The organism is Catenuloplanes atrovinosus, assembly GCF_031458235.1.
GTDB classification, from domain to species: Bacteria; Actinomycetota; Actinomycetes; order Mycobacteriales; family Micromonosporaceae; genus Catenuloplanes; species Catenuloplanes atrovinosus.
On record NZ_JAVDYB010000001.1, the window covers coordinates 2,836,828 to 2,850,204 of the forward strand.

At 72.9% G+C, this 13,377-nt stretch carries 10 protein-coding genes; 2 read left to right on the forward strand and 8 right to left on the reverse strand.

Annotated features, from left to right (window positions below):
- Positions 1 to 49: 49 nt before the first annotated feature.
- The 5 genes from J2S41_RS12740 to J2S41_RS12760 all read right to left on the reverse strand — a co-directional run bounded on the left by J2S41_RS12740 (position 50) and on the right by J2S41_RS12760 (position 8,926).
- Positions 50 to 1,255 (reverse strand): IS110 family RNA-guided transposase, encoded by a 1,206-nt coding sequence (locus J2S41_RS12740; RefSeq protein WP_310367110.1) that lies wholly within the window; start codon positions 1,253 to 1,255, stop codon positions 50 to 52.
- 540 nt (positions 1,256 to 1,795) lie between these two features.
- Entirely contained in the window at positions 1,796 to 2,503 is a 708-nt protein-coding gene (locus tag J2S41_RS12745) for a CBS domain-containing protein (RefSeq protein ID WP_310367112.1), read from the reverse strand.
- A gap of 89 nt (positions 2,504 to 2,592) precedes the next feature.
- Positions 2,593 to 5,340: a bifunctional acetaldehyde-CoA/alcohol dehydrogenase gene (adhE, locus tag J2S41_RS12750; protein WP_310367113.1), complete on the reverse strand. Its 2,748-nt coding sequence runs from the start codon at positions 5,338 to 5,340 to the stop codon at positions 2,593 to 2,595.
- 37 nt (positions 5,341 to 5,377) lie between these two features.
- Positions 5,378 to 7,837 carry an HAD-IC family P-type ATPase gene (locus J2S41_RS12755; protein WP_310367116.1) on the reverse strand — a complete coding sequence of 820 codons (2,460 nt, stop codon included), beginning with the start codon at positions 7,835 to 7,837 and terminating at the stop codon, positions 5,378 to 5,380.
- 105 nt (positions 7,838 to 7,942) lie between these two features.
- Positions 7,943 to 8,926 carry a hypothetical protein gene (locus J2S41_RS12760; protein WP_310367119.1) on the reverse strand — a complete coding sequence of 328 codons (984 nt, stop codon included), beginning with the start codon at positions 8,924 to 8,926 and terminating at the stop codon, positions 7,943 to 7,945.
- 59 nt (positions 8,927 to 8,985) lie between these two features.
- Between J2S41_RS12760 and J2S41_RS12765 the strand changes: the two genes are divergently transcribed.
- A complete protein-coding gene (locus tag J2S41_RS12765) occupies positions 8,986 to 9,450 on the forward strand; it encodes a hypothetical protein (protein WP_310367121.1) in 465 nt (154 codons plus the stop codon).
- A gap of 62 nt (positions 9,451 to 9,512) precedes the next feature.
- Here J2S41_RS12765 and J2S41_RS12770 read toward each other — a convergent pair whose 3' ends face one another.
- Positions 9,513 to 10,013, reverse strand: coding sequence for an RICIN domain-containing protein (locus J2S41_RS12770; protein ID WP_310367123.1), 501 nt, complete (start codon positions 10,011 to 10,013; stop codon positions 9,513 to 9,515).
- A 157-nt stretch (positions 10,014 to 10,170) separates the two neighbouring features.
- On the opposite strand from J2S41_RS12770, the gene J2S41_RS12775 reads away from it, so the two are divergent.
- Positions 10,171 to 10,821 carry a GNAT family N-acetyltransferase gene (locus tag J2S41_RS12775; protein ID WP_310367125.1) on the forward strand — a complete coding sequence of 217 codons (651 nt, stop codon included), beginning with the start codon at positions 10,171 to 10,173 and terminating at the stop codon, positions 10,819 to 10,821.
- Positions 10,822 to 10,831: 10 nt separating this feature from the next.
- On the opposite strand, the gene J2S41_RS12780 is transcribed toward J2S41_RS12775, so the two are convergent.
- Both J2S41_RS12780 and J2S41_RS12785 read right to left on the reverse strand, forming a co-directional pair.
- A complete protein-coding gene (locus J2S41_RS12780) occupies positions 10,832 to 12,379 on the reverse strand; it encodes a serine/threonine-protein kinase (RefSeq protein WP_310367128.1) in 1,548 nt (515 codons plus the stop codon).
- Positions 12,333 to 13,364, reverse strand: a complete 1,032-nt coding sequence (locus J2S41_RS12785; protein ID WP_310367131.1) for an AraC family transcriptional regulator — start codon at positions 13,362 to 13,364, stop codon at positions 12,333 to 12,335. The genes J2S41_RS12780 and J2S41_RS12785 overlap by 47 nt, the downstream gene beginning before the upstream one ends.
- Between the last annotated feature and the right edge of the window lie 13 nt (positions 13,365 to 13,377).

A 13,377-nucleotide genomic window follows, 5' to 3' on the forward strand; every position in this document is an offset into this window, starting at 1 on the left:
CGTGCCGGCCCGGGCGGAGCCGAGCGGGGGGGTGTCCCTATGGGTTTCGTCAAGCCTCAGGGCTGGCTTCCTCGGAAGTTTTCGCCTGGTAGGGGGTTTTGGTGCGGAGCATGGCGTGTAGGACGTCGGCGCGGCGGCGGGCGAGACAGATGATCGCGGCGTTGTGTTTCTTGCCCTCGGCCCGTTTCCGGTCGTAGTAGGCGCGTGAGGGCGGGTGGGACAGGGACGCGAACGCGGCGAGGAAGAATGCGCGTTTGAGCTGCTTGTTTCCAGCCTTCGGCGGGTGTTCACCACGGATGGAGCTGCCGGAGCGCCGAGTGACCGGGGCGAGGCCGGCGTAGGAGGCGAGGTGGCCTGGGGTTTTGAACGCGGTGGCGTCGCCGACTTCGAGCAGTATCCGGGCGCCGGTCCTGACGCCGATGCCGGGCATCGAGGTCAGGACCTTGGCGAGAGGGTGGGCATCGAGCATCCGTTCGACCTCGTCGGCGACCTGGTCACGCTGCTGCAACACCTGACGGAGGTTGTCGGCGAGCCTGGGCAGGACCGTCTCGGCTGCGGTCGTGCCGGGGACGGTGACGGTCTGCTCGTCCAATGCGGCCAGGACGGCCTTGACGAGCCGGTCGCCCATCCGCGGTGCCTTGGCCGCGGCGATCGCGGCGAGGTCGTCGCGGCCGGTCCGGCGAAGGCCTGCCGGGCCGCCGCATCGTGACAGCAGTTCCAGCACCGCCGGGTGGGCGATCTTCGGGCCCAGGACGCGTTCCAGTGGCGGGTGGATCTGGGTGAGTAGGCCGCGGATGCGGTTGCTGACCCTTGTGGCTTCGCCGGCGAGGTCGTCGTCGTAGCCGATCAGGACTTCGAGTTCGGCTAGGGCCTCGTCGCCGGTGTCGACCCGGCGCAGGGTGTGTGGGAGGGTCCGGGCGGCGTCGGCGATGACGAAGGCGTCCCGGGCGTCGGTCTTCGCGGTGCCCGGGTGCAGGTCGGCGATGCGGCGCATCGCCAGGCCGGGCAGGTAGGCGACCTGGCAGCCGGTCGCGCGGGCGACCGCGACCGGCAGAGCGCCGATCGAGGCAGGCTGGTCGACCACGACCAAGATTCGCCCGTGCCTGGACAGCTTGCCGAACAGGGTCTTCAGGCGTTTCTCGGTGTTCGGCAGCGGCGCGTCGTGCAGCCGCTTCCCGCCGGGGTCGAGAGCGACCGCGTGATGGTCGCTCTTGCCGACGTCGAGCCCGAGGAACACGTCGTACTCGTTGAACACCGACTACCTTCCACCGCAGGTCACAGAGCCTGGTCACGGGTCGGGCGTCGAACTGCCGGCACCCACGTTACGAAGAGACCAACCCCTGGCGTGCGGGGCGGCCGGGTCCCTATCAGCGGTCCGTCGACGCCACCCGGACCGGCGGCAACACCCCCCGGATCATGCGTACGACAGGGGGCAAGAGCCATACCGGGCCGAGCGACCAAGCAACCCCGAAGGGGTTGATCAAAAAGGTAACGGGGGGGGGGAATCGTTCCCGTCTTCCGTGGACGGCCGTCGGCGGAGGGGCCGCGGACTCGTGCCGGTGACTCGCGCGCGATGGCCGCCGCCGCGGTCGCGAGCTGGCCGGCGGCCCGCTCGACCTCACCGCGCGGGCGGCGACCGGACGCTGAGCGCCGCCGGCGTCGGCACGACCCGCGGCGCGGCACGCCGGTCTCCCGGTGGAACACCGCGGCGCATCAACCTCACCGGGAGCACCATCCTGCCCACGGCGCGGCCGGTCCGGCCGCGCGGGGCGTGGGCGCCCACGCCCCGCCGGGGTCAGGCGGCGATGATCGGGAACGCGGCCCGCGACAGCGCGGTGTCGTCGAACTCGGGGCGCAGCCGGTCGGTCACCGTCACCACGCCGGCGACCCGGCGGGTCAGCCGCACCGCGAGGTCCGCTGAGGACACCCGGTCGACGACGCCGTCCAGCGTGACTGCGCCGTCCCGCACGGTGACCGTCACGGTGCCGGGTTCCAGCAGCAGCGTACGGCCCAGCACGTCCTTCTCGATCTCGGCGAGGATCGCCGGGTCGCCGCGCAGGTGCACCTTGAGCAGGTCGGAGCGCGTCACGATGCCGACGATCCGGCCCAGTTCGTCCACCAGGGGCAGCCGCTTGACCCGGTTCTCGGCCATCCGCCGCGCGGCCGCGGTGACCGACGTGGTGGCCAGCGCCGTGTGTGCCGGCGCGGTCATCAGGTCGGCCGCGGTGGCCGCGCCCGCCTTCGCCCGGGTGCGGCGGTGCCGGCGGCTCTCGAACAGGCGCGGGCCCGGGTCCTGGTCGGAGAACTCGACCTGGTGCAGCAGGTCCGTCTCGGAGACCACGCCGAGCACGCGCCCGAGTTCGTCGACGACCGGGGCCGCGCTCACCCTCCGGCGCATCAGGACATCAATGATCACGCGGTACGGGGTGCCGGCGGTCACCGTCACGACATCCCTGGTCATGACGTCGCCGACCTGCCACTGTGTCATCTCGACCACCTCCATCACCTCGACGGTAGGCCCGCCGGGAGCGGCGGGGCAGAGCACCACGTCTCCCTCGGCCGGGACCATCGGCCCCGGCCGGGGGAGCGGGATCACCGGGCCGCCCGGACCGGCTCGGGCCGGCGCGGGCGGTTCTGCTCGGCGGCGGGTAGCGCGGCGGCGGCGCGGTCGCCGTAGTACGCGGTGCGCATCAGCTCCCGCATGTCGTCCAGCATCGGCATGCGCGGGTTCGCGGGCGCGCACTGGTCCTCGTACGCGTTGAGCGCCTGCTGCGGCAGCGAGTCCAGGAACGCGCGCTCGTCCACGCCGGCGGCCCGGAACGACGCCGGGATGCCGACCTCGTCACGCAGCCGCTCGATCGCGGCGGCCAGCGACTCCACGCCCTCCGCGGGCGTGCTCGCGGGCAGCCCGAGCAACTGCGCGATCTGCTGGAAGCGTTCCGGCGCGCGGTAGCTCTCGTACTTCGGCCAGCCGGTCAGCTTCGTCGGCACCGTGCCGTTGTAGCGGATGACGTGCGGCAGCAGGATCGCGTTGGTCCGCCCGTGCGCGACGTGGAACGTGGCGCCCAGCGTGTGCGACATCGCGTGCACGATGCCGAGGAACGCGCTGCCGAACGCCATGCCCGCGATCGTGCCGGCGTTGTGCATCCGCTCCCGCGCCTCCGGGTCCGACCCTCCGTTGTGGACGGCCCGGGACAGGTGGCCGAAGATGAGCCGGATCGCGTGCAGCGCCAGCCCGTCCGTGAAGTCGCTGGCGTAGACGGACACGTACGACTCGATCGCGTGCGTGAGCGCGTCGAAGCCGCTGTCCGCGGTGACCACGGCCGGCAGGTCGGCGGCGAGCACCGGGTCGACGACCGCCACGCTCGGCGTGAGCGCGTAGTCCGCGAGCGGGTACTTCTTGCCGGTCGCGGTGTCCGTGATGACGGCGAACGGGGTGACCTCCGCGCCGGTGCCGGACGTGGTCGGGATGCACACCAGCCGGGCCTTCTCGCCGAGCGTGGGGAACTTGAACGCGCGCTTGCGGATGTCGAAGAACTTCTCCCGCATGTCCGCGAAGACGACCTCCGGGTGCTCGTAGCGCAGCCACATCACCTTCGCCGCGTCCATGGCCGAGCCGCCGCCGAGCGCGATGATGGTGTCCGGGCGGAACGAGCGCATCAGCTCGGCGCCGCGGTCGACCGTGGCCACGCTCGGCTCCGGCTCGACGTCGTCGATGATCTGCAGCGCGACCCGCTCCGGGCGGCGCTGGAGCACGGAGATGACGCGGCCGACGTACCCCAGCCGGGTCATGGTGTGGTCCGTCACCACCGTGACGCGGTGGACCTCCGGCATGTCGGCGAGGTAGCGGATCGCGTGCGGCTCGAAGTAGATCTTCGGCGGGACCTTGAACCACTGCAGGTTGTTCGTGCGCCGCCCGACGCGCTTGACGTTGATGAGATCCACCGCCGTGACGTTGTGCGAGACGGAGTTGCGGCCGTAGCTGCCGCACCCGAGCGTGAGCGAGGGCAGGAACGCGTTGTACATGTCGCCGATGCCGCCCTGCGACGCGGGCGCGTTCCAGATGATCCGGACCGCCTTGACCCGCCGCCCGAACGACTCGGCCAGCTCCTCGTCCGCGGTGTGGATGACGGCGCTGTGCCCGAGGCCGTGGAACTCCACCATCCGCTCGGCGTGCCGGATGCCCTCGTCGGTGCCGCCCGCGGTGAGCAGCGCCAGGACCGGGCAGAGCTTCTCCCGGGTCAGCGGCTCGGCCGGGCCGACCGCGTCGACCGGCACGATGATGATCGACGTCTCCGGCGGGACCTCGAAGCCGGCCCGCCGGGCGATCCACGCCGGGCTCTGGCCGACCACGGCCGCGTTGAGCTTCGCGCCGGCGCAGTCGGTGCCGTCCGCGGCGACGCCGAACATCAGCTTCTCCAGCGCGGCCTTCTGCTCCGGCGTGGCGACGTGGGCGTGCAGCGCGCGGAACTCGTCCAGCACGGCCGGCAGCACCGCATCGTCGACGATCACGGCCTGCTCGGAGGCGCAGATCATGCCGTTGTCGAACGACTTGGACAGCACCACGTCGTTGACCGCGCGCTTCAGGTCGGCGGTCCGCTCGATGTACGCGGGGACGTTGCCGGCGCCGACGCCGAGCGCGGGCTTGCCGGCCGAGTAGGCGGCCCGCACCATCGCGTTCCCGCCGGTGGCCAGGATGACGGCGACGCCGTCGTGGTTCATCAGCGCGGACGTGGCGGCGACCGACGGCTCGGAGATCCACTGCACGCAGTGCTCCGGCGCGCCCGCGGCGATCGCGGCGTCCCGGACCACGCGCGCGGCCTCGGCGCTGGACTCCTGCGCCGACGGGTGGAACGCGAAGATCACCGGGTTGCGCGTCTTCAGCGCCAGCAGTGCCTTGAAGATGGTGGTGGAGGTCGGGTTGGTCACCGGCGTGACGGCCGCGATCACGCCGACCGGCTCCGCGATCTCGGTGATCCCGGCGATGTCGTCCCGGTGGATCACGCCGACCGTGCGTACGCCCGCCATGTGGTTGGTGACGTGCTCACACGCGAAGATGTTCTTCACGGCCTTGTCCTCGAACACGCCACGCCCGGTCTCGTCGACCGCGCGCCGCGCCAGGTCCGCGTGCCGGCTCAGCGCGGCCACGGAGGCCTTCCTGACGATCTCGTCGATCTGCTCCTGCGTGAAACGGTCGTAGTCGGCCAGGGCTTTCAGCCCGTGCGCGACGAGAACGTCGATGACCGCGTCGGTCGTCATGCGGGGTCCCTCCACCTCTTCCGTCGGTGCCGGTTCCCAGCCTCGTCGCCGGGCCGCGCGGCGGTCAGCGGCGGTCGCCACCCCTCGGGGGGGCCGTTCGGCCCCGCGCGCGACGGGCTCAGTGGCCGGCCGGCAGGCCGAGCAGGCGTTCCAGCACCCGGTATCGGTAGGCGAGGCTGAGCGCGGCGAACCACGGCACCAGCGCCAGCAGCACCACCTCGAAGACCGGCCCGGCCGGGCCGGTCAACCCGAAATACGACCACAGCGCCGGTACCAGCAGCACCGCGCTGAACGCGATCAGCAGCGCCACCACCAGCACCGCGGGCCGGCGGTCGCCGGTCGGCCGGGTCCAGGCCGCGAAGAACCGGCCGGGCGGCGCCAGGAACAGGATGAGCAGGAAGGAGGCGTAGCAGAAGAACGTGGACAGCCCGGTCTGCGCGCCGATCGTGGCGGCCGCCTCGGTGAAGTCGGTGTCCGTGCCGTACTCCAGGCCGGTGTAGCTCTCGAACTCGTCGATCACCTCGGCCGGCGTGCGCCCGGAGCTGAACCCGCGCGTGATGCCCTGGTACAGCGCGGTGTAGATCGCGGTGCCGAACCCGGCCGTGACGATCGCGGCCGGCAGCACGAACCGGGCCAGGTTGGACAGCAGGTGCGGGTCCGGCCGGGCCGGCGCCGCCCAGAACGTGAGGAACGCGGTCGGGATGCCGACGGTGAACAGCGTCAGCCCCACCTGCGTGGGCGTGTACGGGAACCCGAGCCCCAGCATGGTGACCGCGAGGATGACCAGCCCCTGACTGGCGACCCGGGCCAGGAACACGTACAGCGAGATGCCGATCCCGCCGATGATCCGGCGCCCCTCCTCCTGGGTGGGCGGCAGCACCGCGAACGAGTCGCCGGTCAGCACGATGTCCGCCACGTCCCGGGTGACCGCGCTGCCGCTGCGCATCGCCACGCCGACCTGCGCCTGCTTCAGCGCGCGGGCGTCGTTCACGCCGTCGCCGATCATCGCGACGTACCGGCCCCGCCGCCGCAGCGACCGCACGATCCGCTCCTTGTGCTCCGGCGCCACCCGCCCGAACACGCTCGTCCGCGCGACGACCGCGTCCAGCGCCGCGTCGTCCAGCCCGTCCAGGTCCGCGCCCCGCACCGGCTCGCCCGCGTCCAGCCCGGCCCGGGCCGCGATCGCCGCGACCGTGCGCGGGTCGTCGCCGGAGAGCACCATCAGCCGCACGCCGTCCGCGCGGAACCGGGCCACGGTCGGCACCACGTCCGCCCGCAGCTCGTCGGCGAGCGCGACCAGCGCGACCGGTTCCAGCGCCGGAAGCGCCGGCCGGCCGTCCGCGTCGCGCAACCCGTCCCCGATCGCCCGCGCGAACACCAACACCCGCAACCCCTCGCCGGTACGGGCGGAGACCTCCTCCGGCACCTCCGGCAGCAGCGCGTCCGGCGCGCCCAGCACCCAGGTCCCGTCGTCCGTGCGCAGCCCCGACCAGCGCAGCGACGACGAGAACGGCACCTCGTCACGGACCGTCCACGCCTCGCCCGGCAGCGCCGCCGCCAGCGCCGCCGAGGTCAGGTTCGGCGTGCCGACCGCGCGCGCGAACCCGCCCAGCGCCGCCGCCGCGCTCTCCCGGTCGTGCCCACCCAGCGGCACCACCTCGTCCAGGCTCAGCTTGCCGGTGGTCAGCGTGCCGGTCTTGTCCGTGCAGACGACGTCCACGTTGCTGACCGACTCGACCGCGTTGACCTGCTGCACCAGCGCCCCACGCCGGGCGATCCGGACCGCCCCCGCCGTGTAGGCGAGCGCGATCAGGAAGAACAGCCCGTACGGGATCAGCCCGGACAGCACCGCGGTGATCTGCACGACGCGCAGCAGCGTGAACCCCTCCAGCGCCGCCTGCGCCAGGATCGCGCCGCTCATCAGCGTGGTCAGCACCATGACCAGCCGGACCAGGAACTCGATCCGCCGCTGCAACGGCGTCTTGTCCGTGGTCGTCCGCCGCGCCTGCGCCGTCAGCCGCCCGGCGTAACTGCGCGCCCCCACGTCCCGCGCCAGCTGGAGCCCCTCGCCGCCCACGCAGAGGCTTCCCGACAGCAGATCGTCCCCCAGCCGCTTCACCACCGGATCCGACTCCCCGGTCAGCAGCGACTCGTCCGCCTCCACCCGTCCGCCGTCCAGCAGCGGCCCGTCCACCACGATCTGGTCGCCGGCCCGCACCCGCAGCACGTCCCCGCGCACCACCCGCTCCGGCCCGAGCGCCGTCTCCACCCCGTCCCGGACCACCACGACCGCCGCGCGTTCCAGCAGCTGCAGCTGGTCGAGCTTGCGCTTGGCCCGGACCTCCTGCACCGTGCTGATCACCGCGTTGATCAGCCCCAGCCCCACGCTGATCAGGGCGTCGCTGTACCGCCCCAGCGCCAGCAGCGTCGCCCCGATCACGAACAGCACAAGGTTGAAGAACGAGAAGACGTTCGTCCGCAGGATCTCGCCATATCCGCGCGACCCACCCCGTACCGCCGTATTCGCCTCCCCCCGGCGCCGCCGCGCCTCCGCCTCCACCGCACTGAGCCCCACCACGGCGCCCCACCGCCCTCCCGCCGCTACCCGCGACCCCCTGATCATTTCCTGTTCCAGTGGGGCGAGAAGCCGGACCGGTACATTTCCCGCCCGCGGGCGGCCCGGTCACCGATCCACGTCGTCCGCGAGCCGCCGGCAGGCACCCCGGTCGTGCGGCAGACCGGCGCGCGTGAAGACGAGGCGGCAGCTACCGTTGCCGGGATTCCAGATCTCCTGGTCGTCGTTGCCGGCCAGCGCCCACAGGATCCGGCGCCGCGTGCCGGTCAGCGGCTCGCTCCGCTCGGGAAAGGCGAAGCTCACCAGGGCGCCCCAGCCGTCGTCGAAGCCGGTCCAGTCGTCACGCCCGATGAAATCCGCGGCCTCGGTGGCGATGCTGTCGATGTCCGGCGCGTTGCGGATCGCGGCCCTGACCAACTCGCCGCGATACACGCCCGCCGGGAGCGGTGCGGCCAGCGCGGCGCGGATCAGCTCGCGGCCGTGCGGCTCCGCCGCGTGGGTCAGCGCGGCGCGCAGCCGTACCGCCGGGTCCGGATCGCTGAACAGCGCGCGCAGGTCCGCGCCGAGCCGGGCGAGGCAGTGGACCCATCGCTCCCGCGGTCCGGGGTCGCGCGTGGCAAGGTCGCGGAGGAGGGTCATGAGGTGCTCGTGGCCGTCCGCCGGGTTCGCGATCCGGGCCATCTCCACCAGCTGGCTGGCGCGCACGACGGTACGGTCCGGCGGGACAGCGTCGAGCAGCGCGAGCGCCACCGGATAGGCCGCGGCCACCGTCTCCCGCAGCTCCGGCAGGAGGACGGCGAAGTAGTCGCTCCCGGTCACGTCCGCCGCGCTGCGGGCCGCGTCGCCGAGGAACTCCAGCAGTCCCTCCACGGTGTCCGGGTGGGCCCGCCCGGCGGCGAGCAACTCGGTCACGGCCCGGACCGCCGGTGCGGTCGCGCTGTCCGGGAAGCCCTGATGCAGCACCGCGACGTCGAGGTGGTCCAGCGCCGCCGCGTGGGCCTCGGCGTCGTCGGACTCCAGCGCGCGCAGGTGCGCCGGCGTGTCCGTCGCCCGGCCGTACGCGTGCCGCAGTTCCCACCAGTCGGCTGTCATCGCGTCATCTTCCCGGAATCTCTGCGGTGCAACGCGTGCGCGCCCTAGAGTCGCTGCCCGTGCACACCAATCCGATCATGATTCCGGGCGTTGCCGGCTGGGTCTCCGTCACGCTGCCGGCCCTGGGCCGCCCGGCCATCACCGTCAACGGGATGCCCGCCCAGCGGCTCCGCGGCAGCGACTTCCTGCTGCCCGGCGCCGCCGGCGCCCCGGTTCTGGTCAAGCTCAAGACCGGGCTGGCCGAGCCGTTCCCGAGCATCCTCACGGTGGACGCGACCTACCGCACCGGCCCGCCGCTGCCCGGCTACCTGAAGGCGCTCGCGCTGCTGCCGATCCTCTTCATCCCGCTCGGCGGCGTGCTCTTCGGCGCCGTCTTCGCGGTACCGGCCATCATCGCCAACCTGCGCGTCAGCCGCAGCCCGCTCTCCGCCCTCGGCAAGCTGGCCGCCATCGCCGCCATCGACCTCGGCGCGATCCTCGCCATCATCTCCGTCATCATCGCCCTCGCGACGCTCGTGGAGTAGCCCGCCGCACACCGTGCGGGGCCGGTGGCTCCATGGGTCGTGGAGCCACCGGCGAAGCCGACTCAGTACCAGCGCTGGTCGGGGTTGTTCTGCCAGTCCCACAGCACGGCCCCGCCGCCGGGGGTCCGGCTGGCACCGGCGATACCGATGATCCTGTACGACGCACGGTTGTAGAACACGTACTGGCCGTTGAACGCGACGAGGGTCCACTGCTGGTCCCAGTTGCCGTTGCAGTCCCAGATGATGATCTGGGCGCCGGGAGTGGTGGATCCGTTCATGACGCCGAGGCACTTCGTGGGATCCGCCAGGTTCTGAATGCGGTACCATTCGCCGTCGTCCAGCGGGACGTCCAGCCACTTCTGGTCCGGATTGTTGTTGCAGCCCCATTGGATGACGACGGTGCCGTTGGTCGTGTAACCGTTGTTCGTCCCCATGCACTGGGTGCTGTTGCCGTTGCGCCACTGCCGGTAGAACGCCGCCTGGGCGGGCGCGACGAAGAACACCGACATCAGCACCGCGGCGGCCGAGGCCGCGACCGATCTGACCGCGAATCGTCTCCGCATGTACCTTACCTCCCCGTGGTGAACGGCTCGGGCGAGCCATTCACCGTCCAGCGTAGAGATTGGGCGGTCGGTGGGTGGCGTATTTACCGGCGACTATGACGGCGCGACCGCCGGGGGCGGGAGGCGGCCGCCGAGGGCGGTGTTGCATGATCATCGGATGTCCACAGTGAGTGGCGGCCGGGACGAGTTGGTGATGGCGTGGGGGCGGGGATGGGCGCGCTCCCGTGGCGTGCCGGCCCTGGTGCACGTCCCCGGGGGCTTCCGGGTCGACGTCGATCGGCCCGGGCACCGCGTCCGCTACGTGCTGCACACCTGGGACCGGCCGTACCTGCGGGAACTCGGCTTTCGGGTGACCACGCCGGGGGCCTGGATCAAGGTTGACGGCAGCCGGGACGCGCTGCGGGAGGCGCTGCCGCCGCACTGGCGGATGTTCGAGAGCAACTATCTGATGAGCGCGCCGCTGACCACCGGCGCGGCCCGGGTGCCCTCGCCGTACCGGATGGAGGCCGGCACCGCGGAGGCCGGCGTGCTCACCGCCACGGTCCGCGACCGCGCGGGCGAGGTGGCGGCGTCCGGGCGGATCGCACTGGCCGGCGGGTTCGGCGTCGTCGACCAGGTGGAGACCGTGCCGGAACACCGGCGCCGCGGGCTCGGCGCCGCGGTCATCCGGACGCTCGGCGACCGGGCGGCGCGGCGCGGCGTGCGGTACGGCGTGCTGGCCGCCACGGACGAGGGCCGCGCGCTCTACCGCGCGCTCGGCTGGACCGTCGACGCGGAGCTCGCCGCCGCGTTCCTGCCGGAGCCCTGAGCGGGACGGATCAGCCGGCCCGGACCTCCAGGTCGGCGAAGACGACGCGGGACGGCACGTCGTCGTCGAAGGTACGGAAGCCGAGGCTGATCGCGCCGCTGGACAGCGCCGGGTCGTCCACCGTGGCGGTCATCAGGTGACGGCCGTCGGCGGCGACCGTGGCCCGGTCACCGGTCACCTCGATCGTGAAGCGGCTGGTGCCGCCTTCCGGCCACATGCGGGTGACGTTGCCGATGACGGCCTGGCCCTGGCCGTCGTAGTGCATGAGGTCGACCGTGGTGGCGCAGACCTCGAGGAGGTAGAACCGGCCCGGCGCGGCCACCCGGAACCGCACGTCCGCGCACGCGTCGCCGGTGCGGTCGCGCAGCGTGAACGCGATGCTCTGGTCGCCCGCGACGACGTCCGCCGGTCCGGGACAGTCGATCGCGGTCATGCCCTCGATCACCAGCCCGCCGTCGAACCAGCAGCTCACGCCCTCCGCGGACTGCTCCCGCCACCGCCCGGGCGCGGTGAGCGGATCGGCCAGGACCAGCGCGCGGGCGGTGGCGGACGGGGCGGCGGACGGCGGACCGGCGGCGAGGCCGGACCGGTCCCGCCCGTTGGCGAACACGACCGCCGCCGCGACGGACAGCACCGCCACCACGCCGGCGGCGATCATGACGGGGGTACGCCGGGACGGGCGCGACCTGGCCGGGCCGCCGGTGACCGCCGCACCGGGAGCACGCGGGCGCGGCGGCGGCGTCCCGTCCGCCAGCAGCATCTCCAGCAGTTCCGGCGCCGTGGGCCGCTCCGCCGGGTCCTTGGCCAGCGCCCGCGCCACGATCGACCGCAGCGGCTCCGCGAGCCCGCCCAGGTCGGGCTGCCCGGTCAGAATCCGCACCGCGGTCGCGGTCGTCGACTCGCCGGCGAACGGGGACCGGCCGTTCGCCGCGTACGCCACCACCGCGCCCCAGGCGAACACGTCGACCGCCGGCCCGACCCGCTCCACCGGCCCGTCCAGCCGTTCCGGCGCCATGTACGCGACCGTGCCGACCATCTGGCCGGTCCGGGTGTGCTCGCTGGTCGCCTCCACCGCCCGCGCGATCCCGAAGTCGATCACCTTCGGCGCGCCCAGTGCGAACAGCACGTTGCGCGGCTTGAGATCGCGGTGCACGACTCCCGCGCCGTGGATCGCCACCAGGGCGGTCGCCACGCCCACCGCCAGCCCGTGCAGCGCGCCGCCGCTCAGCGGCCCCCGCTCACGGACCACCTGCGCCAGGTCCGGCCCGTCGACGTACTCGACCACCAGGTACGGCGTCCGGTGCTCGGGGTCCGCGTCCAGCACCGCCGCCGTGCTGAACGGCGGCACCTGCCGGGCGCGGTTGACCTCGCTGCGGAACCGGGCCCGGAACTCGTCCACCGCCGCGAGTTCCGGCCTGACGACCTTGACCGCGACCAGCCGGCCGTGCGGGTTCCTGGCCTGGTAGACCGCACCCATGCCGCCCTCGCCGAGCAGCCCCAGCAGCGTGTACCTACCCAGGGTGTGCGGATCGCCCGGGCGCAGCGGTTGGATCGCCATGGGAAGATCTAACAACATCCTCCCGCCGGTGCCGCACGCGCTGCCGGAAGCGCAGCGGTGACTCGCCGACCTCGCGCTTGAACGCGGTGCTGAAGGCGCTCTCCGACGCGTACCCGAGGTGGGACGCCAGCGCGCCGACGCCGATGTCGCTGTCACGCAGCGCGCGCTGCGCGTGCAGCATCCGCCAGCGGCTCATGTACGCGACCGGTGGCATGCCGGCGACCGCGCGGAACCGCTCGGCGAACGTGGTGCGCGACATCGACGCGGCGCGGGCCAGCTCGTCCAGGCTGGGGCGGCGGGCCGGCTCCGCGTGCATCAGCTCCAGCGTCGGGCGCAGCTGCTCGTCGACGGAGACGCGCAGCCAGCCGGGCGGCAGTTCGGACTGGTGAAGGTAGGCGCGCAGCAGCTCCAGCACGAGCAACTGGCCGTACTGCCGGATCGCGAACGTGGACCCGGCGCGCTCCGCCACCAGCTCCTCGAACAGCCGGTCCAGGACGCGCCGCACGCCGAGCGCCGGAGGTGCCGCGGCCCTTATGTGCGCGACCGGCGGCAGCGCCGGGATGACCAGCGCGTGGCCGGCCGCGTTCAGGTCGACGTGGCCGCCCACCACGATGTCGTCCGCGTCCGCGGCGGACCCCATCAGCGCGAGGAGGTCGTCGTCGAGGTCGAGGTCGTCCAGCACCCTGCGAGTGCGCTCCTCGCCGGCCACACTCTCCAGCTGCGCCCAGGATCGGTGGTTGAGCACGGCGACGTCACCGGCCTCCAGCTCGATCGGGGCGCCGAGGCTGTCGGCGGTCAGCCGCACCCGGCCGCGGACCAGCGCCATGAACTTGAGCTCCGGCCGCTCCATCACCATCCGCGGCGACGTCCACGGGCCGCTGGCCGCGGCGCCGCCGGACACCACGCCGTTCACCTCGACCAGGTCGAACACCTCGGAGAGCGGGTCGCCCGGACGCGCGCGAAGAAAAAGCGGATTCACAGACATTCACAGTACGCCA

Bases quoted from the DNA above. Each gene is read 5' to 3' on its own strand.
- J2S41_RS12775 (WP_310367125.1), top strand. From the start codon at position 10,171: ATGTCCACAGTGAGTGGCGGCCGGGACGAGTTGGTGATGGCGTGGGGG.
- J2S41_RS12780 (WP_310367128.1), bottom strand. From the start codon at position 12,379: ATGGCGATCCAACCGCTGCGCCCGGGCGATCCGCACACCCTGGGTAGG.
- J2S41_RS12785 (WP_310367131.1), bottom strand. From the start codon at position 13,364: ATGTCTGTGAATCCGCTTTTTCTTCGCGCGCGTCCGGGCGACCCGCTC.
- J2S41_RS12745 (WP_310367112.1), bottom strand. From the start codon at position 2,503: ATGGAGGTGGTCGAGATGACACAGTGGCAGGTCGGCGACGTCATGACC.
- J2S41_RS12760 (WP_310367119.1), bottom strand. From the start codon at position 8,926: ATGACAGCCGACTGGTGGGAACTGCGGCACGCGTACGGCCGGGCGACG.
- J2S41_RS12770 (WP_310367123.1), bottom strand. From the start codon at position 10,013: ATGCGGAGACGATTCGCGGTCAGATCGGTCGCGGCCTCGGCCGCCGCG.